Raw genomic sequence first — 24,409 nt, forward strand, 5'->3', positions numbered from 1 at the left:
TTGTTCGAGACTAGAACGTTGATAGGCAGGGTGTGTAAGCGCTGTGAGGCGTTGAGCTAACCTGTACTAATTGCCCGTGAGGCTTAACCATACAACACCCAAGGGGTTTTGGTGGACTCAAAGAAGTGCATTGAATGTGTAGAGAATGAAAAACAGCTTTCCGAATTAACCAAATTTGCTTGGCGACCATAGCGTTTTGGACCCACCTGATTCCATGCCGAACTCAGAAGTGAAACGAAACAGCGTCGATGGTAGTGTGGGGTCTCCCCATGTGAGAGTAGAACATCGCCAGGCTTTAATACTTGTGTTTAGACCTAAGGTCTGAAGACAGAAACTCAATAAAGCAGCCAATCAGACTTTATCGAGTAACAAGACAATGTGGAGCGGTAGTTCAGTTGGTTAGAATACCGGCCTGTCACGCCGGGGGTCGCGGGTTCGAGTCCCGTCCGCTCCGCCACTGATAAAGAGCTTTGCTAAACAGCAAGGCTTTAGTTGTAAGATTATTTAGGGGTGTAGCTCCAATTGGTAGAGCAGCGGATTCCAAATCCGCGTGTTGGGAGTTCGAATCTCTCCACCCCTGCCAGACACAAAAGGTCTTAGTCGTTTGACTAAGACCTTTTTTGATCTAGGTACAATATTTTTAAGTTCGGTAGCTTCCAAAGCAGCGGATCCCGCTAATCGCCAAAAGATGCGCGTGTTGGGTGTTAATAGCAAATCGTAAGCCTTAACAGCAATGTTAAGGCTTTTTTATTTTCGGTTATTTACTTATTTGATGACAAAGGCGGATACATGAAAGTCGAAAGTAATCCATATCCTTTCTTTTTATTTAACAGTGGTAAATGATTGGTAGTCTATCGAAGTTCAATTTATAAGCTGTTATGATAAATGACAACAAAAGGAGTAAAGTATGCCACATATTCGATTTCGAGCATTAGAACCGCAAACAGTCCAAGCTTTGTCAGCGACATTAATTAACGAGTTACAGCCTCTAATCAATGCTCCTCGCGAGGACTTCACCTTTGAATATATCTACAGTACTTTCTTCTTTGATGGGGCTGTCAGTCAGGCTTATCCTTTCGTTGAAGTGCTCTGGTTTGATAGAGGGCAAAATGTTCAAGACCAAGTCGCATCGGTAATTACCGATCAAGTGCGTCAAGTCTTGAGTAGTCAAGTTGACGTTGCAGTGATATTTACCGCATTAAAACCGAATCACTATTATGATAATGCTCAGCATTATTAAGAGACGTTCATGAATCAAGTTATTGATACCATTACCTCACATCGTTCTATCCGTGCTTTTAAAGATCAACCAATCAGTAAAATACAGTTGGATGCCATTATTGCATCGGGTATCGCTGCCTCTTCTTCGAGTTTATTGCAAGCGGTATCCATTATACGCATTACTGAGCAAGAGAAGCGCCTTAAATTGGCTGAACTTGCGGGTAACCAACCTTATGTCGCTAGCGCCGCCGAATTTTTAGTATTTTGTATTGATTATCAACGTCATTACACGCTTGATAATAACGTGCATCCAGAATTTATGGAGCTGACCCTGATCGGGGCTATTGATGCGGGCATTATGGCACAAAATTGTTTGCTAGCAGCAGAATCGTTGCAATTAGGTGGTGTTTACATCGGGGGATTAAGAAATTCGCCTTATGAGGTTGATCAATTATTAGAATTACCCCCTTATTGTGCAGTGCTTTTTGGCTTGTGTTTAGGTCATCCGGATCAACACCCGCAATTAAAGCCAAGATTAAGTCCAGAAGTGATCGTACATGAAAATGCTTATCAGCCTTTAGAGGTTGGGCGTGTTAAACAGTACGATCAAATTATGCTTGATTACTATCAAACTCGTTCAAGCAATAGTAAGCAGCAAGGTTGGTCTGAGCAAACTTGTAATAAATTAGCTCAGGAATCGAGGCCTTATATGCAGGACTATTTTCATTGCAAGGGGTTGGCTAAAAAGTGATCGCCATAATGTCACTCATTACTGCGCTATTGTAAAACACATCGCTAATTGCTCCCTCTAGAAGCTTATATTCTAAGGGAGCCAATTTTATCACTTGCTTTGTTTCTCTGAGCGATCGAGTGAATCAAGTTCTGATAATTGATGCTTTCTTGCCGTGTTGAGCATGTTGTTAAAATAATGACGTAATGAGTACAGCATGAGTAGACTGGGTACGACCATAACTGCAGTTAATACGAAAAATAGTGACCAATTATCAAGATAATCAGCAACTTGACCGCTAAATGAAGCAAGCGTTGTACGGCCAAAGTTGCCTAGTGATGCTAGTAAAGCATATTGAGTAGCGGAAAAAGCTTGCCCTGTCATTACCGTTAAGAAAGAAACGAAAGCTACAGTAGAAAAAGCGGTAGTAAAGTTATCAACAACAATTGTAGCGAGCAGAAGATGTTCATTCGGGCCGACTTCAGCAATCCAAGAGAACATAAGATTACTTGCCGACATCGCTATTCCGCCGATCATTAATCCTTTAATAATGCCAAATCTTACGTTGAACATGCTACCGACAAACGTAAATAGCATAGTTAATCCCCAACCAATCAACTTAGAGTAGTATCCGATTTGTTCATTGGTGAATCCGATATCTTTATAAAAAGCAATCGACATCCTGCCCAGAAATGCTTCTCCAATTTTGAACAGAAAGACAAACAGTAATAGAGTGATCGCCACTCGAGTTCCATTTTGGCGGAAAAAATCAATGAAGGGTTCAAATAATGTCACGGTGAGCCATGTCGCGGCTTTAGATTGAATGACTTCACCGTGTCGTAACTCAGCTTGTTGTTGTAATCGATCTCGATGAGACGTTGGTTCGCCGACAAATAAGGTGAACAGCATTAACAATAATACGATTGCCGCCATTCCGTAATAGACTTGGTTCCAACCCACACTATCGGCATTAATAAAAGCAAAGTATCCGGGTAGAGAATATCCAGTCCACCATCCAATCACCGCCATTGCTGAAGCTTGAGGCAACTTTGATTGTTCTGATTTAGGAAAGGTGTCAATGCGAAAAGCATCAATGGCAATATCTTGTGTCGCTGATGCGGTAGCGATCGCCAGAGCAAACATTGATGTTAAAATAAGATTGGTCGCCGGATTAACCCCTGCGATCAGCAACGTAAAAATAAAAACCAGAAGTTGGCAAAACAATATCCAGCTTCGTCTTTGTCCTAGTCTTTTATATAAGAATGGGATTTTTACTCGATCGACTAAAGGTGCCCAAAGAAAATTAATGGCATAGACGGAAAATACGCTACCAAAGTATCCGATAGCGGCTAGAGATAAGCCTGCATCTTTAAGCCATCCAGACATGTTTGAACCGATCAATACCCAAGGGAAGCCACTTGAGCAACCAAGTAGAAATACCCATAAAAGACGACGATCAAGATAACTTTTAATGGTTTGTGACCAAGTAAGATATTGAGTTCCGCTCGGCATGAGCCTTATCCTTACAGAGTTCCCCCTAACTTTAAGTTAGGGGGAAGAAATTAATCAACAATGACTGTCACATTGGTAATGACGATTGGGGTTACAGGGACATCATTCAGATGGCCTATCGTTCGAGTTGGTTGCTTGGCCATCATTTGGATAGTTTCAAAGCCACTGATCACTTTACCAAAAACGGCATAGCCTTCTTGACGTTGGGTGGGATTTAAAAATTGATTATCAGCAAGGTTAATAAAAAATTGTCGTGTGGCAGAATTTGGGTTAGCGGTTCTTGCCATGGCAATTGTTGCCGTATCATTGCGTAGCCCATTACGAGCTTCATTGATAATCGGTGGGTGGGTTTTTAATGGTTCTAATTTGGCGTCAAAGCCTCCACCCTGAGCCATGAACCCAGGGATTACTCGATGGAATTGACTACCGATATAACTACCATCTTGCACATAATGTAAAAAATTTTCACTGGTAATTGGTGCTAATTGTGAATCAAGCTCTACGATGAAATCACCGATAGAGGTCTCAAATTTAACCTGTGGTTCTGCCCATACAGTAATGCTGAACATCGTTAGAATGGCGGCGGCTATTTTTTTAACCATTGAAACGATCCTTCATATAGCTTTGCAACTCGCTATCGTTGGCAATTTCTTTCAGTACTAAATTAACAACATCATTGAATACTCTTTCAATATCTTGATTTGATGCATTTAAAGCAGCGCTTCGCTTCGCTGTACCATGATAACTTTTTACTAGCTTACCTTTAGGCGTTTCGGCGGTTAACTCAAGAGTGACACTGGCGTTCATTTCATGCGAGGTAATTGAGTGTTTGACAGTAACTAACGCCTCTTGAATCTCTAACGCCAGATTGTTTTCACTATTCACCGTTAAACGGAAACCTTGCGAAGCAAACTGTTCAGCTAAAGTATTTTCTAAGGCAATACGTAGATTTTGTTTTGCATGCACTGGCTCAATATGATTACGTCCACTGTCGACTAATGCCACATACTGCGCAGAACGAACATCTTTGCTGACTAAGGTAAAGCTGACATTGTTAACAATATTGCTGCTACTTAATACTGCTTGAGGCATAAAGTTAATTTGCTCTTGCTTTGGTGCGGCACAAGCGGTTAAGAGTGCAATTGAGGCGGCGATAACCAATTTCTTCATGATCAAATCCTTTGCTGTAGTGAACGGTAATACTTATGACTTAATAGCCTGTAAGATAACAAATTTTGCGTTACTAGCGATAGTTTTCACCTGCGTATTACCAAATAGTCGCTTTAACTTGATATCGTAACCGAGGTGACGGTTACCAATCACTAACAACTTACCCTGTTTAGAAAGAACACGCTTAGCATCACAAAACATCTGCCATGCAATATGATCAGTGATGGCTTGTTGCTGATGGAACGGTGGATTGCAAACGATAAACATTGTGCTGTGATCGGGAAAGCCATCTAAACAATTATTTGTCAAACATTCAAAACGATGCTGTGATGATAAATTTTTCTCAAGATTTCGTTTCGCTGACTCCACCGCCATAAAGCTTTCATCAACAGAGATTATTTTGGCTTGTGGGTTCAGTTGCCCGAGTTTGACCGATAAAACGCCGTTGCCGCATCCTAAATCAATAATACTCTCTAAGGTGTCATCTTGAGGTAAATAATCTAAGAGTAAACGCGCGCCTTGATCCAAACGTTCAGCAGAGTAGACATTAGGCAGATTAGTTAATTCAATCGTTTTATCATCAATGCTCCAGCAAATACTTTCTTCTATCGAGGGAAGGGGCTGAACATCGGGCTGAGAAAAGACGAGACGATGTTTTTTCCACGCCAAAGAAGTCTGTGTTTGGCCTAAATATTGTTCAAAAAGTTGTAATGTAGAGGTATGGATTTCTTTTGCTTTATTGACGGCTATTACAGGGCAATGAGCGGGTAAAGAGGCTCTTAATTGGCTCAATTGCCAAATTAAATGACGGTTATTACGAGGAATTTGCATCAATACAAGGTCGATGTTATCCGGGAGCGATGCCATCGTATTATCGAGATGAATAGCGGGACAACCATTGGCTTGTAAATTCGCTATCGTAGCTTGTTGGGCAATAAATGAATCACTCAACATAGTGATTTGATGTTCGAAAGATAAATAGCAGCTTAGTGCACCGAAATGATCATTCAGAACAAGAATATGCCGATTAGGTTGTAGATTGAGCGTTTTAAGATGAGAGATCAAATACTCATCACCCGCATCCCAAGCTTGTAGCGTTTCATTACTGCGAATGGGAAATCGATGAAGCGTTAAAGTTCGGTTATCCAAGGTTAATTCTGTTTTCATCTTGTTCGTTAATTATCGATTAAAGAAAGGCGACAACATTGTCTCAAATGGAGAGGGAACAAGAAACCAAAACCTTTTCCTTATCATTAAGCAAGAGTAGAATCGCAGCATCATATAAATGAGACATTGTGTCGTTGAGGACTCATCATGCTTCAAGAAACCATCGAAATGAAATTACAGCAGGCTTTTCAACCAGAGCATTTACAAGTGTTGAATGAAAGCTATATGCATAATGTTCCTGCCGGTTCAGAAAGCCACTTTAAAGTCATTATTGTTAGCGATACTTTTGTCGAACAGCGCTTAATTACTCGTCATCGACAAGTTAATCAAGTGTTAAAAGATGAGCTTGCTCACTCTATCCATGCATTAGCTATTCATACTTACACGCCACAAGAATGGAACCAATTGCAAGGTGGGGCTCCTGATAGTCCTATGTGTATGGGCGGTTCTAAAAATGAACTTAAATAAGTGAGTGATCGCCGTTATCAGCCTTTGCGTATTGTATTGTTAAGCAGACCATGGTGGTGCATTTTCTCTACCAATCATCAAATAATTCTGCTCGTAAGTTAACTGACTAAGGTTAACTGTGCGATAGGTCATATTTATGATTATTTATCATTCCTTGCTAGCTATTTCTTGATAAATAAAGCGAATGAAGCGGGGATTGGTCATGGCATCCAGTTCCTAAAAGATGCTAAACTATTGCACCTGACAAATCTCATTACAGACTGGTAATCGGATTTTAAGAAGGATGTTGCGGTTTTGGCATTAACAATAGCCAAAAACGGACACTATCAATGTCGTGTCTAGAGAGCGTTAGATCGTGTTGACTGGCATGTAAGTCAATTAGCCCGTCTCGTTCTCGATTTTACGCAATGAAAGAATCTTTTTCCCAATAAAAAAGTAGTGCAAGTGCGTATGATTACAATAAAAAAGGGTTTGGACCTTCCCATTGCTGGAGCTCCTTCCCAGGTGATTCATGATGGCAAAGCCATCACCAAAGTCGCCTTGCTTGGCGAAGAGTACGTGGGTATGCGTCCAACGATGCATGTTCGCGTGGGTGATGAAGTGAAAAAAGCACAAGTTCTTTTTGAAGATAAGAAGAACCCAGGTGTCGTTTTTACTTCTCCTGTTTGTGGCAAAGTTATTGAAGTTAATCGTGGTGCTAAGCGAGTCCTTCAGTCCGTTGTGATTGAAAAGATGGGCGATGAGCAAATCACCTTCAATAAATTTGACGCGAGCCAGTTAGCGAGTTTAGACCGCGCAGCGGTGACCTCTCAACTTGTCGACTCTGGATTGTGGACAGCCCTACGAACTCGTCCGTTCAGCAAGGTACCAGCCATTAATTCTCACACTAAAGCGATCTTCGTTACGGCCATGGATACCAATCCATTAGCCGCAGAGCCAAGTGTCATCATTAATGAGCAGCCAGAGGCGTTCACTGCAGGTCTAGACGTGCTTTCAGTACTCACTGAAGATAAAGTCTATGTTTGTAAATCGAACGTAAGCTTGCCTCGTTCAGCTCAACAGAATGTGCATGAGCATGTTTTTGATGGCCCACATCCAGCTGGCTTAGTCGGGACGCACATGCATTTCTTGTATCCTGTTAATGCGCAAAATGTGGCATGGAACATCGATTATCAAGACGTAATTGCTATTGGTAAGCTGTTTTTAACCGGTGAACTGTACAATGAACGAGTGATTTCATTGGCGGGTCCAGTGGTGAATAATCCCCGTTTGCTACGTACCGTAATGGGCGCAAGTTTGGATGAGCTAACTCATAGTGAATTAATGCAAGGCGATGTACGAGTAATATCAGGCTCCGTATTGTCTGGTACAAAGGCTTCTGGTCCCCATGCTTACCTTGGTCGTTATCATAAGCAAGTCTCTGTATTGCGTGAAGGCCGAGAAAAAGAACTGTTTGGTTGGGCGATGCCGGGTAAAAACCGCTTCTCTGTGACACGAGCATTCTTAGGTCATTTCTTTAAAGGTCAGTTGTTTAATATGACTACCACCACCAATGGTAGTGATAGAGCAATGGTTCCTATTGGCAACTATGAAAAAGTCATGCCGCTCGATATGGAACCAACATTGCTACTGCGCGATTTGTGTGCGGGTGATACCGATAACGCTCAGCGTTTAGGGGCTCTTGAGTTAGACGAAGAAGATCTCGCGCTGTGCACCTTTGTATGTCCAGGCAAGTATGAATATGGCGCCTTGCTGCGCGAGTGCCTCGACAAGATTGAGAAGGAAGGGTAATTTTCATGGGCCTTAAAAAGTTTCTTGAAGACATCGAGCCTCATTTTGAGCCAGGTGGAAAACATGAGAAGTGGTTTGCTTTGTATGAAGCTGCTGCAACGTTGTTTTATACACCGGGCCTAGTGACGAAAAAAAGCTCACACGTGCGTGATAGCGTTGATTTAAAACGCATCATGATCATGGTTTGGTTTGCGGTATTCCCTGCTACTTTCTGGGGAATGTACAACGCAGGCGGCCAAGCCATTTCTGCTTTATTGCACATGTCTGCATCTGGTCAGCTGGATTTAGCAGCAGCAATCGCAGGTAACTGGCACTACTGGTTGACCGAAATGCTGGGTGGTACCATTTCTGCTGAGGCAGGCTGGGGCTCCAAAATGTTGCTCGGGGCAACTTACTTCCTACCAATTTATGCAACCGTCTTTATTGTTGGTGGTTTCTGGGAAGTATTGTTCTGTATGGTACGCAAACATGAAGTGAATGAGGGTTTCTTTGTTACTTCAATTCTGTTTGCTCTGATTGTTCCACCCACGTTACCACTTTGGCAAGCGGCATTAGGTATTACCTTTGGTGTTGTGGTTGCGAAAGAAATTTTCGGTGGTACTGGACGTAACTTCCTAAACCCTGCGTTGGCTGGTCGTGCTTTCCTGTTTTTTGCTTATCCAGCACAAATTTCAGGGGATACAGTATGGACGGCTGCTGATGGTTACTCAGGTGCAACTGCACTTAGCCAGTGGGCGCAAGGTGGTTCAGGCAGTCTTGTACATACGGTAACCGGTGAGACGATCACTTGGATGGATGCCTTCATTGGTAATATTCCAGGCTCGATTGGTGAAGTATCTACACTGGCGCTGATATTAGGCGGTATATTTATCGTCTATATGGGTATAGCCTCATGGCGTATTATTGCCGGCGTTATGATTGGTATGGTGGCGTTAGCAACCTTATTTAATGTGATCGGCTCTGATACTAACCCTCTATTTAGTATGCCTTGGCATTGGCATTTAGTGTTGGGCGGATTTGCATTCGGTATGATTTTCATGGCGACTGATCCTGTCTCCGCCGCGTTTACCAATAACGGTAAGTGGGCATATGGTATCTTAATTGGTGCTATGTGTGTCCTCATTCGTGTGGTTAACCCAGCGTATCCTGAAGGGATGATGTTGGCTATCCTGTTTGCAAACTTGTTTGCGCCTCTGTTCGACAATTTGGTTGTAGAGAGAAATATCAAACGGAGAGAAGCCCGCTATGGCAAGTAATAACGATAGCATTAAAAAAACGCTGTTGGTTGTTATCGCATTGAGCCTAGTATGCTCGATTGTGGTTTCTGCTTCAGCGATCATTTTAAAAGACCGCCAAACCAATAATGCTTTGCTTGATATGCAAAGTAATATTGTCTCGGTGGCGGGCTTAGAAGCTCGTAATCCGCAAGAAATTCAAGCACAGTTCCGCTCCAATATCGTGCCTCGTTTGGTCGATTTTAGTACCGGTAATTTTGTTGAGGGAGATGCGGCAAACTTTGACCAGCGAGCAGCGTCGCGTAATCCTAGTGAGTCTATTCGTCTACCAGCCGATCAAGACCCAGCTAAAATCCTACGTCGCTCTAATCTTGGTGTTGTCTATTTAGTCAAAGGCGATGAAGGGTACTCCAAAGTTATTTTACCGATGCACGGTAACGGCTTATGGTCGATGATGTACGCTTTTGTTGCTGTAGAAATGGATGGTAATACTGTTGCGGGCATTACTTACTACGAGCAGGGTGAAACGCCTGGGCTTGGTGGTGAAGTAGAAAACCCAAGATGGCGTCAACAATTTGTAGGTAAGCAATTGTTTGATGAAAATCATCGTCCAGCGCTTCGCGTCTACAAAGGTGGTGCGCCTGAAGGATCTATTCACGGTGTTGATGGACTGTCTGGAGCGACACTGACGGCTAATGGTGTACAACATACGTTTGACTTCTGGTTGGGTGACATGGGCTTTGGTCCATTCCTTGCAAAAGTTCGTGACGGAGGCCTGAACTAATGGCTAACGCAAAAGAAATGAAAAAAAGCTTGTTAGCGCCAGTGTTGGACAACAACCCAATTGCACTACAAGTGCTTGGTGTGTGTTCTGCATTAGCGGTAACAACTAAGCTAGAAACTGCTTTTGTTATGACACTTGCGGTTATCTTTGTAACTGCATTTTCTAACTTGTTTGTTTCTATTATTCGTAATCACATTCCTAATAGTGTGCGGATTATCGTGCAAATGGCGATTATCGCTTCGTTGGTTATCGTGGTTGACCAGTTCTTAAAAGCTTTCTTATACGATATTTCTAAACAACTATCGGTATTCGTTGGCTTGATCATTACTAACTGTATCGTTATGGGACGCGCCGAAGCGTTTGCGATGAAATCAGCGCCCTTACCCTCATTGATTGACGGTATCGGCAATGGGCTAGGTTATGGTTTTGTCCTGATCACGGTTGCTTTTTTCCGCGAACTACTTGGCTCTGGTCAACTGTTTGGTTTAGAAGTCTTGCCACTGGTAAGTAACGGCGGATGGTATCAGCCCAATGGTATGATGCTGCTCGCGCCATCGGCCTTCTTCTTAATCGGTTTCTTGATTTGGGCTATCCGTACGGTGAAACCAGCACAAGTCGAAGCGAAGGAGTAAAACTGCAATGGAACATTATATTAGTTTGCTTGTTCGTTCGATCTTTATCGAGAACTTAGCGCTATCGTTTTTCTTAGGGATGTGTACTTTCTTGGCGGTATCTAAGAAAGTAAAAACCTCTTTTGGCTTAGGTGTCGCGGTTATTGTGGTTCTAACCATTGCCGTGCCGGTGAACAATTTACTCTATAACTTGGTGTTGAAAGACAGCGCGTTAGTCGACGGAGTAGACCTGAGCTTTTTGAATTTCATCACCTTTATTGGGGTAATTGCTGCCTTAGTTCAGATTTTAGAAATGGTGTTGGACCGATTCTTCCCGCCACTATACAACGCGCTAGGCATTTTCTTACCCTTAATTACGGTGAACTGTGCCATCTTTGGTGGTGTGTCTTTTATGGTGCAACGCGATTACAACTTCACTGAGTCGATTGTTTATGGCTTTGGTTCTGGTGTCGGTTGGATGTTGGCGATTGTTGCGCTTGCGGGCATTCGCGAGAAAATGAAATATTCAGACGTTCCTCCAGGATTACGTGGTTTAGGTATCACGTTTATCACGGTAGGTTTGATGGCGTTAGGCTTTATGTCTTTCTCTGGTGTTCAACTGTAAGTCGGGTAGGCCGCAACAATAAAGGAATAGTCAATGCTAAGTATTATCCTTGGTGTCGTGATGTTTACCATTATCGTTCTAGCGTTGGTATTAGTGATTTTATTCGCTAAGTCCAAGCTGGTACCTTCAGGTGACATTACCATCTCAATTAATGGTGAGCCAGATAAGGCCATCTTAACTCAGCCAGGTGGCAAGTTACTCAGTGCCTTAGCGGGTTCAGGAATTTTTGTTTCTTCAGCTTGTGGTGGCGGTGGTTCTTGTGGACAGTGCCGAGTAAAAATCAAATCGGGCGGTGGTGATATTCTGCCTACCGAGCTTGATCATATCAGTAAAGGTGAAGCCCGAGAAGGCGAGCGTCTTGCTTGTCAGGTCGCAGTGAAAACCGATATGGATATTGAGCTTCCAGAAGAGATTTTTGGGGTGAAACGTTGGGAATGTGAAGTTATCTCTAATGATAACAAAGCAACCTTCATTAAAGAGCTCAAGCTACAGATTCCGGATGGTGAGTCAGTACCATTCAGAGCTGGTGGCTATATTCAGATTGAAGCACCAGCACATCACATTAAATACTCTGATTTTGATGTTCCAGAAGAGTATCGTGGTGACTGGGACAAGTTTAACTTGTTCCGCTACGAGTCGAAGGTTGATGAAGATATCATTCGCGCTTACTCAATGGCTAACTATCCTGAAGAGTTTGGGATTATTATGCTTAACGTGCGTATTGCAACGCCGCCGCCAAATAATCCTGATGTGCCACCAGGTCAAATGTCCTCGTATATTTGGTCACTGAAAGCTGGTGATAAATGTACTATTTCTGGTCCGTTTGGTGAGTTCTTCGCTAAAGATACTGATGCAGAAATGGTGTTTATCGGTGGTGGTGCTGGCATGGCTCCAATGCGTTCGCATATTTTCGACCAGCTTAAGCGTTTGAAATCAAAACGTAAGATGTCTTTCTGGTACGGTGCGCGTTCTAAACGTGAAATGTTCTACGTTGAAGATTTTGATGGTCTGGCAGCAGAAAATCCGAATTTCGTTTGGCATTGTGCATTATCTGATCCGATGCCTGAAGACAACTGGGATGGCTATACTGGCTTTATCCATAATGTATTGTATGAAAATTATCTGCGCGATCACGATGCGCCAGAAGATTGTGAATACTACATGTGTGGGCCACCGATGATGAATGCTGCGGTTATCGGCATGTTGAAAGATCTCGGTGTAGAAGATGAGAATATTCTACTGGATGATTTTGGCGGTTAATCGCTAATTATCGCAAAACCGATGGCTGGCTCAGATGAGTCAGCCATTATTTTTCTGCCGAGAGTATAACGTGAGAAAATAGGTCTGTTGATTGCCATACACTCAAACGACGTTAAGTTGTCGTTAGGCGACAGGTAAGTGAATTTCGATACGTAAAGATAACGGATGAGAATGAACGAATGTTGCCACTACTATGGCTGAAAGTGGTAAGGGATAAAACACACCTATGAGTTCATGATCTAATGAGGTATTAATAAGTGAAGAAATGGCTTGTTGCATTCGCATCGCTAATTTTTATGGCTGGATGTGAAAAATCAGTTGAATTGGTCCATTTAAATGGGCCAACGATGGGGACGACCTACAATATAAAGTACACTCAACAAGCAGGCATTCCTGACTCATCTCATTTACAAACAGAGATCGATCGTTTGTTAGAGCAAGTCAATGACCAGATGTCAACGTACCGTGAAGATTCTGAACTCAGTCGCTTTAATCAACATCAAAGTAGCGAGCCTTTTCAGGTCTCAGAGCAAACGGCAACGGTTGTGAAAGAGGCAATTCGACTGAATGCGCTCACCTTGGGATCATTAGATGTGACGGTCGGGCCTTTGGTTAATTTATGGGGCTTTGGTCCCGAAGCGCGCCGAGATACAGTACCTAGTGAGCAAGAGTTAGCCGCACGAAAAGCCAAAACAGGCATAGAACATTTATCCATTTCTGGGCATTTTTTAAGTAAAGCTATCCCTGATTTATACGTTGATTTGTCAACCATCGCCAAAGGTTGGGGAGTTGATGTTGTTGCCGACTTTATCGAATCGCAAGGGATTGAGAATTACATGGTTGAAGTTGGCGGAGAAATGCGCCTTAAGGGCCTTAATGCTCAAGGCATTCCTTGGCGAATTGCGATTGAAAAACCGTCTGTACAAGAGCGCTCAGTTCAAGAGATAATTGAACCCGGTAATATGGCTATTGCCACTTCTGGTGATTATCGGAATTATTTTGAACGCGATGGTATGCGTTATTCACACATTATTAATCCACAAACGGGTTATCCAATCGATAATAAAGTGGTTTCAGTCACGGTTCTGGATAAATCGAGCATGACCGCTGATGGTCTTTCAACGGGGCTTATGGTGCTAGGTGAAGAAAAGGCGATGGCGGTGGCTGAGTTAAATCAAATCCCCGTATTTATGATTATTAAAACAGATGATGGCTTTAGAGAGGTGGTTTCTAGTGCATTTCAGCCTTATCTTAATCGGTCAAAATAAAGAGTGAGTCAGTTACGATGAGTACTTTTTTTATAACATTTGCTGTCTTTATGGCAGTGATTGCTGCAATGGCAGTAGGCTATATTTTTCAAAAGAAAGTCGTGAAAGGCAGTTGTGGCGGTCTTGGTGCGGTTGGTATTGAAAAGGTTTGTAATTGCCCTGAACCTTGTGATGCTCGTAAAAAACGAGAAGCACGTGCCGCAGCTCGTGCTGAACGGTTAGCAGCATGGGAAAAAGACCGAATTGCTTAATCTTTTTATGTGCGATGAATATACCCAAACAACTTGGAGTTGCAGGTAGGCGGCAAGTGAGTAAATCGCCATGAGTATAGGCAGACTATATGATTGGGGTGTACGAACGCAACCAACACCGCTGCCGCTTCAAGGAGGAAGGGTAAAGCCATTAACGCTTTTCTCAATCAAGTAATCAACACCTCGCCATCTGGGCGAGGTGTTTTTTTATATGCATTTCATAACGAAATACCTATACTGTTCATACATACAGTTTTGTTCGTGATGCGTGATGGGTGAATCGATTCGTAAAATTATTCATATTGATATGGACTGTTTTTTCGCTGCCGTAGAAATGCGTGATAATCCTACCTATCGAGATCGACCATTAGCGGTCGGAGGGAATGAGAAACAGCGCGGTGTGATCAGTACATGTAATTATGAAGCGCGACGTTTTGGTATTCATTCTGCGATGCCAACGGCTCAGGCGATCAAACTATGCCCCCACTTATTGGTGGTGCCGGGTAGAATGTCGGTCTATAAAACTATCTCGCAACATATCCAACAGATTTTTCAGCGTTATACTGCGATTATAGAGCCCCTGTCATTAGATGAGGCGTTTTTAGATGTCAGTGATGCTCAGACTTATTATGGCAGCGCCACATTAATTGCTGAAGCGATTCGACGTGATATCTGGAATGAACTCCAGTTGACGGCCTCTGCCGGCGTTGCACCACTTAAGTTTCTCGCCAAAATTGCCTCTGATATCAATAAACCAAATGGACTGTGCGTAATAACACCTGAACAAGTACAAGGCGTTATTGATGGTTTACCTTTAGGTAAAATCCCAGGTGTTGGTAAGGTGAGTTTAGAGAAACTGCATCAAGCTGGATTTTATGTCTGTGAAGACATAAAAAATAGCGACTATCGACAACTGTTGGTTAGCTTTGGGCGCTTGGGAGCTTCACTGTGGAAAAAAAGTCATGGCATTGATGAGCGGCCGATAGTTGTTGAGCGTGAAAGAAAGTCTGTCGGGGTTGAGCGTACCTTGAGTGAAAATATTCAAACTTACGAACAATGTTGGCAACTCATTGAGCAAACTCTATTTCCTGAGCTTGAGCGACGACTAAACCGTTCTTGCCCGCAACGAGGAATCATCAAGCAAGGCATTAAGGTTAAGTTTGCTGATTTTCAACTCACGACGATTGAGCATGGACAAACTCAGCTAGAGCGCAATGATTTTAAATCGCTATTAGCTGATGTCCTTCAGCGTCAAAAAGGGCGAGGAATACGCTTACTGGGACTCAATGTCACCTTAAAACCGCCAGAACCTTTCGTTCAATTAAGCTTTTTTTAATATCAGCAGCAGTGACATCAAACGTTATCTGAATGTTTCATGCCAGATTATGACAATTCACTAACTAGGTCGACATTTCGTTAGGATAAGATGTACGCGACTAAGTTTGAGGAAAATATGAAAAAATTATTGTTACTGTGTGGGCTTATGGTTAGCCCTTCATTATGGGCAATCACCTGTCCTGTTGAATTGCACAATGAACTGCGTATGACTGCGCAGCAGATCGAAATTCATCGCACTGATCAACACGCGGTGATCACCCAACAAAATGAACTGTTAATTTCGGGGCAGCCAATAAGAGTAACGAATCAACAACAAGCGGTGTTAAGAGATTATCGACAACAGATTGATTCGATTTTGGCTGAGACTCAACAATTAACCAATAAGAACTTACAGCGTAGCCGTATCCTATTAGAAGATGTGGCGGCTCGCCTTGAAGCTCCTGGAGCTTTTGATAATGTGCAGCATCGGATCGAAGCCTTGTTTAGTGAGCTAGAGGCTCGCTATCATCATCAAGAACAATGGGTGTTTCCTGCGCAAAAATTTTCAGTCACCGAGAAAGAGTGGCAGCAAGAATTTGAACGAGCTCAGCAAGCAATCAGTCAACAATTTTTATCGGATGCTTTTATGGTGATTGCGCAAAAAATGCAGCGCCAAGGAGGAATGAATCTGACTGAACTCACTCGGCAAATGGATGATCTTAAAATCCATGTCACGCAACGTTTAAATGATTACTCACAACAATTGACCAGTGAAGTGACTGCGCTGTGTAGCTCGCTAACGCAATTGCAGCAACAAGAGCAAGTATTACATCAATCTATCCCTAGATTAAAAAACTTCTCATTACTGAATGAATCATAAGATAACGATTGTCGATGGATTGATTTTCGATTATTGTACTAGCTTACTAGTTTGACGATGTGTGAGTGGTTATGACACAAGGTAGTTCACGGGAAACCTTTGGTTCTCGACTTGGTTTTGTTTTAGCAGCCGCAGGAGCAGCGGTGGGGCTTGGGAATATTTGGGGATTTCCTACTCAAGCGGCCAGCAATGGTGGTGGCGCTTTCCTTTTTGTTTATTTAGTGCTTATTTTTGTCGTCGCTTTTCCTATGTTAGTGGTGGAGATGGCAATTGGTCGATCAGGTCAAGCTAATCCAGTCGATAGTATGCGCTCACTAACCAATCATCCTTTAGGTAAAAAGGTTGGTGCTTTCGTTGGCTGGGTAGGATTAAGTGTACCCAGCGCGGTGTTGGCGTTTTATAGTATCGTTGGTGGTTGGATCATCTGTTTTCTGTTCGCCGCGATTACTGATCTGCTGGGATTGACCAATATTAGCTCGTGGCTTAAAGGTTTTTCCGTCGAACGTAATCTATTAGGCACATTGATTTTTTACTTATTAACCATTTTGATTGTTCGTAGCGGAGTCAAACAAGGTATTGAGAAGTGGTCAACACGCTTGATGCCTGCGTTATTTGTTTTATTTGCCGTGCTGTTTGTTTATATCATGATGCAGCAGGGGGCTATGGATGGTTTAAAACATTACTTAGTACCTGATTTTGAAAAAGTGTGGGATAGAAAACTCATTTTAGCGGCGATGGGACAAGGCTTTTTCTCTTTAACGATCGGCGGTTGTTCGATGTTGATTTACGGCTCTTACTTAAGTAAAAAAGAGAACTTACCGAAGATGGCGATGAGCGTTACTTTGGTTGATACCAGTGTCGCGTTTATAGCTGGTTTAGTGGTGATGCCAGCCATGTTTGTGGCGATGCATAATGGTGTACAAATTTATGCTCAAGATGGTTCGTTACTGAGCTCGGATACTTTAGTGTTTACCGTCTTGCCATTAATGTTCGATAGTCTCGGTTTGCTTGGGCAACTGTTTGCGGTGGTGTTTTTCTTATTATTAACCATTGCCGCATTAACCTCGTCGATCTCGATGTTGGAATGTCCCGTGGCTTTGGTAAGTGAGCGCTTTAATACGCCACGGGGAAGCACCAGTTGGGTATTGGGTGGTTTGATTGCGTTATTTAGCGTCGTGATAGTGTATAACTTTGCGAGTCTATTTGGCTTGGTTGCGATGGCGGCAACTCAATATTTACAACCGACAGCGGCATTAATGTTCTGCCTATTTGGCGGCTGGGTATGGAGTCGTCATGCTAAGTTCAAAGAGTTGCAACACGGTTATCCCGAGTTCGCAGGTAGTTGGTTTGCGAAAATCTGGCCGTGGTATGTCAAATTTGTTTGTCCGCTTTTGGTGACAACTGTAATTTGGGCTTCTTTTACCTAGCTGATAATAAACCGCAAGATAGATAAATGCCCTTGTTGATAAACCACAAGGGCATTATTGGATCAGACTGGGGATGGTGGCATGATTTGCCCAGTCGTTAATGGTTCTAAATCACTATCGGTCACTTCTTCAATAAAATCACCGACAACTTGCTCAACCATCTCGTCACTTTGACTGAAATAAGCCAAATGAAAGACCGCATCGCCTTCATTGACTAATGGGAGTGTTTGTTGACCAATCACAATCCCACCTTTGCTAGCTCTTATTTCAACTTCTACATTACCGAGTGGTGAATTAATGTAGGCTAATACTTGGCCTTTTTCGACTTTATCGCCAAGTGAAACGAGGGTTCGCAAAATGCCGTCGGCTTCTGCTCGCTGCCAACTGGTGGATTTGGCGATGACGGAGGTTGGGCGTTTTTTGCGACTTGGGCGCAGCATACCGATTTCTTGCATGACGCGTTTTACGCCGACAATTCCAGCATGGATAGCGATAGGATCAAAGCGTAATGCTTCACCCGCCTCATAGGTCAATACGGTAATACCGGCTTTTTCGGCTTCGCTGCGTAACGAGCCATTACGCAGTGGTGAATCTAAAATAACTGGCGTAGCAAACGCTTCAGCGATACGTAAGGTTTCACGATTACTCAGATCAGCGCGAATTTGTGGTAAATTAGTTCGATGTATGGCACCTGTATGTAAATCAATGATGTAATCACAATTAAGTGCGACTTGAGAGAAGAAGTTATGCGCCATTCGTGAGGCGAGTGAGCCTTTTTCACTGCCAGGAAAACAGCGATTAAGATCTCGCCGATCAGGAAGGTAGCGAGATTTATGAATAAAGCCAAACACATTGACTATCGGGACAGTGATTAATGTCCCTCTTAACTTTTTTGGGTCAAGCGAGTTGATCAGTTGTCGAACGATCTCGACCCCATTAAGTTCATCTCCATGAATCGCGGCATTGACCATAAGGACCGGACCTTTCGAGATGCCATGTATGATTTCTATGGGGATCGATAGAGGAGAGTGGGTGTACAGTTTCGCAGCTTCGAGCTCAATGACTCGTTTACTTGCTGGGGGAATGGATTCCCCCAAAAATTGATAATCCGTATTTCGATTAGCCTTTACCACGTGTTTTTGTCCTTCTACTGGCCGCATTCTTCTCGATAAACTCGATGATCAGGCTGGCAATGTCTTTCCCTGTTGCGGCTTCAATGCCTTCTAAGCCCGGTGATGAATTGACTTCCATAACCAATGGGCCTCGTTCTGAGCGAAGTAAATCGACACCAGCAACATTCAGTCCCATAATCTTAGCAGCATCAATCGCTGTTTTGCGTTCTAGAGGGGTAATTTTTACTAACGATGCGGTTCCCCCACGATGTAAATTGGAGCGAAATTCACCTTCAGCACCTTGACGCTTCATGGCGGCAATCACTTTATCACCGATAACAAAGCATCGAATATCGGCGCCACCCGCTTCTTTAATGTACTCTTGCACCATAATGTTGGCTTTCAGGCCCATAAAAGCTTCAATTACACTTTCAGCCGCTTTTCGGGTTTCAGCTAATACGACACCGATACCTTGGGTACCTTCAAGCAATTTAATTACTACAGGAGCCCCTCCGACCATGTCTAACAAGTCTTTGACATCATCAGGCTTGCTGGCAAAGCCAGTGATCGGCATACCAATGCCTTTACGAGAAAGTAGCTGCATTGAACGTAACTTGTCACGTGAGCGGCTGATGGCAACAGATTCATTGGCAGGATAAACCCCCATCATTTCAAACTGACGTAATACTGCGGTGCCGTAGAAGGTGACTGAAGCACCGATCCTTGGGATCACTGCATCAAAACCACCGAGCTCTTCACCTTTAAAATGGATCTCGGGTTGGTCTGAATTGATATTCATATAACAGCGTAAGGCATCAATGACTTTTACCTCATGACCGCGCTGTTTACATGCTTCAATCAAGCGCTTCGTGGAGTACAGAGAAGCGTTACGCGATAGAATACCAATTTTCATTATTTATTTTCCTCGAAAGGGATTAAAAAAGATTGTGTAGGATCGACAATCAGTTTGTGATGCATTGCGGTTCTGCCGAGTAACATACGAAACGCCATATTCTCACGATTGGTTAGCGTTATTTCGATCGGCCAGCGTTGACCACCGAGACAAAGATCGGATTTGATCACATAGCGGGATTCCTCGTGCCCACCGGAATCACGCACGATACGTTCATCAATCACTTCTGCTTCACAGACGGTGACTTTATCAACATTATGTTGTAATGGATGAATCCAAAATCTCACCCATAGCGCGTCATCTTTGGTAAAGCTTTCTACTTTAAAAGCGTGTAAACAAGAGGTTCTTGCGCCAGTATCGATTTTGGCTTTTATTTTTTCAATGCCTAAATCAGGAAGGCTAAGTGTTTCTCTCCATCCAACAATCATTTTTTTTGTCATGGTCATTTTTTTGAATATGGTTGTGTATTTGAGCACAGTTGATGCTGCTCAGGAATGGCCCATAAGGGAAGAAAATTAGCAGCATCTCGATACGGTAGTCATCGAGTCATCAGCTTGAATCGAGTTAGGTGAATAACTCGGGAAAATTCAAGGGAGCGAACTCTAGCAGCAGATAAAATCCGCAGCTAATGAATAAAATTATTCGTATCGATAAAAAAAATTGATACACCGCTTACTTTATTTTGTGACTGAATAATTCACTCATCCAATCAATGCGTTTGATTGCATCGTATAACCTGTTACGCCGGCAAGTACCAACGGGTTGAGTGAAAATTAGCCTCATTTGAATGATAGGCTTTGTTCGGTTCTGAACAAAGCCTATCATAATTATCGATTAGACAGACTGTTTTGTTGGAATATGTTCCAATAAAGCGACCATTTGTTGCCAAAATAGCGCTACAGTATCTATTTTCACTTTTTCATCTGGAGAGTGAGGGAACTTAATCGTTGGGCCAAAGGAAAGCATATCCATATGTGGGTATGGTTTTTTGAATAGTCCACACTCTAATCCGGCATGAATGACCATGATATTAGGTTTATGGCCATAAATACCTTCATACATATCACGGAAGATGGCCATGATTTCTGAGTCAGCATCGGGTTTCCAACCAGGATAGGCTCCTGAAAAACGAACGTCGGCACCGGCTAATTCGGCGATAGAGGTTAGCATCCCTTCAACTTGGCTGCGTCCAGAATCAATCAATGAACGGATCAAACATAGCACATTGACTTGCTCTGCTTCGGTTGTGATCACGCCGACATTAAGCGAGGTTTCTACCACTCCTTGAATATCGTCACTCATGCGGATCACGCCGTTCGGACAAGCATTCAGTGCGGCAATGAAGCGTTGCTGATCAGCGCTTGAGAATACCCCTTGAGTGGTTTCTTTCGCTTGATTAAAGGTGGTAATACTGGTTTCTACTTTACCCAGTTCAGCGACTAATAATTGCTGATAATCATTAAACACTTGTTCTAACTGCGTTTCCATTTCTGCCGGGATAGCGACGGTAATAAAAGCTTCTCTTGGAATCGCATTACGTAAGCTCCCACCTCGAAACTCAATTAAACGCAGATCCAACGTTGCTGCGTAAGTGGCAAGAAAACGACCAAGCAATTTGTTAGCGTTACCGCGACCAGTATGAATATCACAACCAGAATGGCCGCCTTTTAAGCCTTTTAAGGTTAATTGTCGGGTGACAAAGCCAGAGGGAATCGTTTCACGAGTGATGGCGAAAGTCAGTGCGCCATCAACCCCGCCGGCACAGCCCATGTAGACTTCACCTTCTTGCTCTGAATCGGTATTGAGAAGAATATCGCCTTCTAGCCAACCGGCTTGCAGACCAAATGCACCTGTCATGCCGGCTTCTTCATCGATGGTCAATAAAACTTCAAGCGGACCATGTTTGATCTCATTCGAGGCAAGTACGGCCAAACAGGTTGCCATGCCAATGCCATTATCCGCACCTAATGTGGTTCCTTTTGCTGTTACCCATTCTCCATCAATATAAGGTTGGATTGGGTCGGTCGCAAAGTCATGTTGCGTGTCTTCATTTTTTTGCGGAACCATATCAATATGTGCTTGGAGTACAACCCCTTTTTTGTGCTCCATTCCTGCAGTGGCTGGTTTTTTGATAAACACATTGCCGATCGGATCGCGACGAACCTCTAAGCCTTGCTGAGTCGCCCAATCAATAATGTATTGAGCCAGTGCTTCTTCATGTTTAGAGGGATGAGGGATAGAACAAATTTTATCAAAAAACTGCCAAACAGGGCTAGGTGATAAATTACTGATTTCAGAATGGAATTCAGACACTGATAACTCCTTTTTGTGATTGTCCCCGATCAATGTGCATATTTATGGATGTTTTGCAGAGTAATAAACTGAGATCGGAGGTGAGACGATAATATGAAATAGCATACCACTATGCGAGATCTGGGAGTAGTGGATTTATTATCCTTCTCGATGGCTACCATTTTTCCTGCTTGAGATTTACCACGTTCGTTACGCTAGTCACATTGTTCATCGTTGTTCAGTGAGTCGCGATCAAGGCTATCTTTTGTTTATTCGACTGAACGATGACGACAGCGTGAAACATTCCGCTTATTGAGTGTCAATGATACACGTATTGTTCAATCGTTTTGAGGCTTTAAGGACGAGAGGGTCTCCCCATGTTGAGTGAGGAGTGAAGACATTATTACTGATATTTGTGTAATTAAATTACCAAACTTCGTCGGGATTAGTGTTTTTTTGTACTTTTTGTGATTTTAGTCACCAAAAGTGTTGTAATTAATTTTCTTTGTGGTATATTTGTAACTAACTTCCCTAGTGAAGAAAAAATGCTCAAAGGATGAGTCCGATTTATCGCCTCCAAGGAACTGAGAAATCAACTTAATGACGTTTGATTTTAAAGGTGATAGTTATGAATAAAGGTTTATCTTGTGTAATGTTCTGGAAAAACAACTCTGTTTTTACTAGCAACTTTACTTATCCATCAAGTTTTGGTTATTAAATTAACCACTTGAAAGTTATGTAGTTTTGTTCACCCCTATATTAGAATCTATTGTTAATCTACAGTGATTAAAATAATTCACCGCCATCTGTACTCAGATGGCGTTTTTTTATGCTTAACGATCCGTAATAATCCTTTGCTCAGCAGATGAGCATTGTCCTCGCGAGTATCACTTCACGAACGTTGGTCCGTCGCTTTCACGTTTTTAGCATAGATAAAGTCGTTTTTTTCCTACAGATTGATAGTAGTTGTGTATGGAATTTATCTGTTGATAACTTTATAATCCTCGCCAATCGATTACGCAACCGTTTACTTTGTCTGTATTAGGATTCTACCATGTTGGAAAAACTGTTTAAACTCAGTGAAAATGGCACAACCGTGCGCACTGAGATCATTGCCGGGATCACGACGTTTCTGACCATGGCTTATATTATTTTTGTGAATCCGGCAATTTTAGCGGATGCAGGAATGGACCGTGGTGCTGTCTTTGTGGCGACCTGTTTAGCGGCGGCGATTGGCTGTTTTATTATGGGTTTTGTCGCTAACTACCCGATAGCACAAGCCCCAGGCATGGGGTTAAATGCTTTCTTTACCTATGTTGTTGTACTTGGCATGGGGTATACGTGGCAAGTGGCGTTAGCGGCGGTATTTTGCTCAGGTATTTTATTTATCCTATTGAGTCTATTTAAGATTCGTGAATGGATCATTAATTCGATTCCAATGTCGTTACGCACGGGTATCTCTGCCGGCATTGGCTTGTTTTTAGCATTTATCGCGCTTAAAAATGCTGGCATTGTAGTCGATAACCCGGCAACTTTGGTGTCAATGGGAGCGATTACCTCGTTGCCTGCTGTGTTGGGGGCGTTAAGCTTTTTCTTCACGATTGCTCTGGTTCATCGCGGTGTTAAAGGGGCGGTGATGATCGCTATTTTAGCGGTGACTATTTTAGGGTTGATTGTTGGCGATGTGACTTGGGGAGGCATCATGTCTACGCCACCAAGTATTGCTCCAACTTTCATGCAGCTTGATTTTTCAGCCGTATTTGAAATCGGCATGATTTCAATTGTGTTTGCTTTCTTGTTTGTTGACCTGTTTGATACCGCTGGAACTCTCGTTGGAGTGGCAAACAAAGCGGGTTTCATTGGTAAAGATGGTAAAATTCCACGTTTAAATCGAGCATTGCTTGCTGACTCGACAGCGACGTCTGTCGGCGCATTATTGGGCACCTCGAATACCACATCTTATGTCGAAAGTGTTTCAGGTGTGGCTGCAGGTGGTCGCACGGGCTTAACAGCGGTAGTTGTTGGCATTTTATTTATACTTGCATTATTCTTCTCGCCATTAGCGGGAATGATCCCTGCCTACGCTACGGCGGGTGCGTTGTTTTATGTCGCGATTCTAATGATGTCCGGCTTGGTAAGTATCGACTGGCGAGATCTTACAGAAGCGGCACCGACGGTAGTGACTTGCTTATTAATGCCTTTAACCTTCTCAATAGCTGAAGGTATCGCACTTGGTTTTATCTCTTACGCCGTGATTAAACTATTGAGTGGCAAAGGTCGACACGTTTCGCTTAGTGTTTGGATTATGGCGATCGTCTTTGTTATTAAGTTTATTCTTGAAGCGTAAATAGGCTCTATTTTCAAATAATTAGGTT

The 24,409-nt window shown here is 42.9% G+C and carries 23 protein-coding genes, 2 tRNA genes and 2 rRNA genes; 19 read left to right on the top strand and 8 right to left on the bottom strand.

From position 1 onward, the window contains the following. From FKN88_RS09225 to nfsA, 6 genes are all read left to right on the top strand, one after another. Positions 1-91: ribosomal RNA gene (locus FKN88_RS09225) — 23S ribosomal RNA — on the top strand; the annotation flags it as partial. Between the two features lie 87 nt (positions 92-178). Next, positions 179-294: ribosomal RNA gene (gene rrf, locus FKN88_RS09230) — 5S ribosomal RNA — on the top strand. Between the two features lie 86 nt (positions 295-380). Continuing rightward, positions 381-457: transfer RNA gene (locus tag FKN88_RS09235), tRNA-Asp, on the top strand. A gap of 49 nt (positions 458-506) precedes the next feature. Beyond that, positions 507-583, top strand: a tRNA-Trp gene (locus tag FKN88_RS09240). A 324-nt stretch (positions 584-907) separates the two neighbouring features. Beyond that, positions 908-1,240: a DUF1904 domain-containing protein gene (locus FKN88_RS09245; RefSeq protein ID WP_154170301.1), complete on the top strand. Its 333-nt coding sequence runs from the start codon at positions 908-910 to the stop codon at positions 1,238-1,240. A gap of 9 nt (positions 1,241-1,249) precedes the next feature. Further along, entirely contained in the window at positions 1,250-1,972 is a 723-nt protein-coding gene (gene nfsA / locus FKN88_RS09250; RefSeq protein ID WP_158138822.1) for an oxygen-insensitive NADPH nitroreductase, read from the top strand. Between the two features lie 90 nt (positions 1,973-2,062). Here the strand turns inward: nfsA and FKN88_RS09255 are convergent, their stop codons facing one another. From FKN88_RS09255 to FKN88_RS09270, 4 genes are read right to left on the bottom strand one after another with little or no spacing between them, the layout of a single operon-like run. Further along, positions 2,063-3,463 (bottom strand): MFS transporter, encoded by a 1,401-nt coding sequence (locus FKN88_RS09255; RefSeq protein WP_154170303.1) that lies wholly within the window; start codon positions 3,461-3,463, stop codon positions 2,063-2,065. A 50-nt stretch (positions 3,464-3,513) separates the two neighbouring features. Next, positions 3,514-4,065, bottom strand: a complete 552-nt coding sequence (locus FKN88_RS09260) for a peptidylprolyl isomerase (RefSeq protein ID WP_154170305.1) — start codon at positions 4,063-4,065, stop codon at positions 3,514-3,516. Beyond that, positions 4,058-4,633: a YajG family lipoprotein gene (locus tag FKN88_RS09265; protein WP_154170307.1), complete on the bottom strand. Its 576-nt coding sequence runs from the start codon at positions 4,631-4,633 to the stop codon at positions 4,058-4,060. The genes FKN88_RS09260 and FKN88_RS09265 overlap by 8 nt, the downstream gene beginning before the upstream one ends. Positions 4,634-4,666: 33 nt before the next feature. Continuing rightward, a complete protein-coding gene (locus tag FKN88_RS09270; RefSeq protein WP_154170309.1) occupies positions 4,667-5,800 on the bottom strand; it encodes a methyltransferase in 1,134 nt (377 codons plus the stop codon). A gap of 147 nt (positions 5,801-5,947) precedes the next feature. On the opposite strand from FKN88_RS09270, the gene bolA reads away from it, so the two are divergent. The 12 genes from bolA (at position 5,948) to FKN88_RS09330 (ending at position 17,717) form a co-directional block, all read left to right on the top strand. Continuing rightward, entirely contained in the window at positions 5,948-6,268 is a 321-nt protein-coding gene (gene bolA, locus FKN88_RS09275; RefSeq protein ID WP_154170311.1) for a transcriptional regulator BolA, read from the top strand. Between the two features lie 450 nt (positions 6,269-6,718). After that, a complete protein-coding gene (locus FKN88_RS09280) occupies positions 6,719-8,059 on the top strand; it encodes a Na(+)-translocating NADH-quinone reductase subunit A (RefSeq protein ID WP_154170313.1) in 1,341 nt (446 codons plus the stop codon). A gap of 5 nt (positions 8,060-8,064) precedes the next feature. Then, entirely contained in the window at positions 8,065-9,315 is a 1,251-nt protein-coding gene (locus tag FKN88_RS09285; protein ID WP_004394623.1) for an NADH:ubiquinone reductase (Na(+)-transporting) subunit B, read from the top strand. After that, complete coding sequence (locus FKN88_RS09290; protein WP_004394624.1) at positions 9,305-10,078, top strand: Na(+)-translocating NADH-quinone reductase subunit C; 774 nt, start codon at positions 9,305-9,307, stop codon at positions 10,076-10,078. Before FKN88_RS09285 ends, FKN88_RS09290 begins: the two co-directional genes overlap by 11 nt. Further along, the gene (locus tag FKN88_RS09295; protein WP_004394626.1) at positions 10,078-10,710 is read left to right on the top strand and encodes an NADH:ubiquinone reductase (Na(+)-transporting) subunit D; all 633 of its coding nucleotides are present in this window, start codon (positions 10,078-10,080) and stop codon (positions 10,708-10,710) included. Before FKN88_RS09290 ends, FKN88_RS09295 begins: the two co-directional genes overlap by 1 nt. A gap of 7 nt (positions 10,711-10,717) precedes the next feature. Then, entirely contained in the window at positions 10,718-11,314 is a 597-nt protein-coding gene (gene nqrE / locus FKN88_RS09300) for an NADH:ubiquinone reductase (Na(+)-transporting) subunit E (RefSeq protein WP_004394628.1), read from the top strand. 33 nt (positions 11,315-11,347) lie between these two features. Beyond that, positions 11,348-12,574, top strand: coding sequence for an NADH:ubiquinone reductase (Na(+)-transporting) subunit F (gene nqrF / locus FKN88_RS09305; RefSeq protein ID WP_004394630.1), 1,227 nt, complete (start codon positions 11,348-11,350; stop codon positions 12,572-12,574). Positions 12,575-12,831: 257 nt separating this feature from the next. Next, positions 12,832-13,842 (top strand): FAD:protein FMN transferase, encoded by a 1,011-nt coding sequence (locus FKN88_RS09310; RefSeq protein WP_154170315.1) that lies wholly within the window; start codon positions 12,832-12,834, stop codon positions 13,840-13,842. Positions 13,843-13,859: 17 nt separating this feature from the next. Beyond that, positions 13,860-14,093 (top strand): (Na+)-NQR maturation NqrM, encoded by a 234-nt coding sequence (gene nqrM / locus FKN88_RS09315; RefSeq protein ID WP_040904064.1) that lies wholly within the window; start codon positions 13,860-13,862, stop codon positions 14,091-14,093. Positions 14,094-14,364: 271 nt separating this feature from the next. Further along, positions 14,365-15,429 carry a DNA polymerase IV gene (gene dinB / locus FKN88_RS09320; protein ID WP_154170317.1) on the top strand — a complete coding sequence of 355 codons (1,065 nt, stop codon included), beginning with the start codon at positions 14,365-14,367 and terminating at the stop codon, positions 15,427-15,429. A 117-nt stretch (positions 15,430-15,546) separates the two neighbouring features. Further along, positions 15,547-16,290: a DUF2884 family protein gene (locus FKN88_RS09325; RefSeq protein WP_170905118.1), complete on the top strand. Its 744-nt coding sequence runs from the start codon at positions 15,547-15,549 to the stop codon at positions 16,288-16,290. Between the two features lie 71 nt (positions 16,291-16,361). Continuing rightward, a complete protein-coding gene (locus FKN88_RS09330; RefSeq protein ID WP_040904067.1) occupies positions 16,362-17,717 on the top strand; it encodes a sodium-dependent transporter in 1,356 nt (451 codons plus the stop codon). 62 nt (positions 17,718-17,779) lie between these two features. Here FKN88_RS09330 and FKN88_RS09335 read toward each other — a convergent pair whose 3' ends face one another. The 4 genes from FKN88_RS09335 to FKN88_RS09350 form a co-directional block, all read right to left on the bottom strand. Continuing rightward, on the bottom strand, positions 17,780-18,877 hold the full coding sequence (locus tag FKN88_RS09335) for a succinylglutamate desuccinylase/aspartoacylase family protein (protein ID WP_004394636.1): 1,098 nt from the start codon (positions 18,875-18,877) through the stop codon (positions 17,780-17,782). Beyond that, entirely contained in the window at positions 18,837-19,742 is a 906-nt protein-coding gene (gene rimK / locus FKN88_RS09340; protein ID WP_004394638.1) for a 30S ribosomal protein S6--L-glutamate ligase, read from the bottom strand. The genes FKN88_RS09335 and rimK overlap by 41 nt, the downstream gene beginning before the upstream one ends. Continuing rightward, positions 19,742-20,182, bottom strand: a complete 441-nt coding sequence (locus FKN88_RS09345; RefSeq protein ID WP_040904070.1) for an ATP-dependent zinc protease — start codon at positions 20,180-20,182, stop codon at positions 19,742-19,744. The genes rimK and FKN88_RS09345 overlap by 1 nt, the downstream gene beginning before the upstream one ends. A 394-nt stretch (positions 20,183-20,576) precedes the next feature. Continuing rightward, complete coding sequence (locus FKN88_RS09350; RefSeq protein WP_154170321.1) at positions 20,577-22,055, bottom strand: aminoacyl-histidine dipeptidase; 1,479 nt, start codon at positions 22,053-22,055, stop codon at positions 20,577-20,579. A gap of 1,033 nt (positions 22,056-23,088) precedes the next feature. Here FKN88_RS09350 and FKN88_RS09355 point away from each other — a divergent pair. Further along, positions 23,089-24,381, top strand: coding sequence for an NCS2 family permease (locus FKN88_RS09355; protein WP_004394640.1), 1,293 nt, complete (start codon positions 23,089-23,091; stop codon positions 24,379-24,381). Positions 24,382-24,409 lie beyond the last annotated feature (28 nt).

Source organism: Vibrio sp. 2017_1457_13 (genome assembly GCF_030851525.1).
Lineage (GTDB): Bacteria > Pseudomonadota > Gammaproteobacteria > Enterobacterales > Vibrionaceae > Vibrio > Vibrio metschnikovii.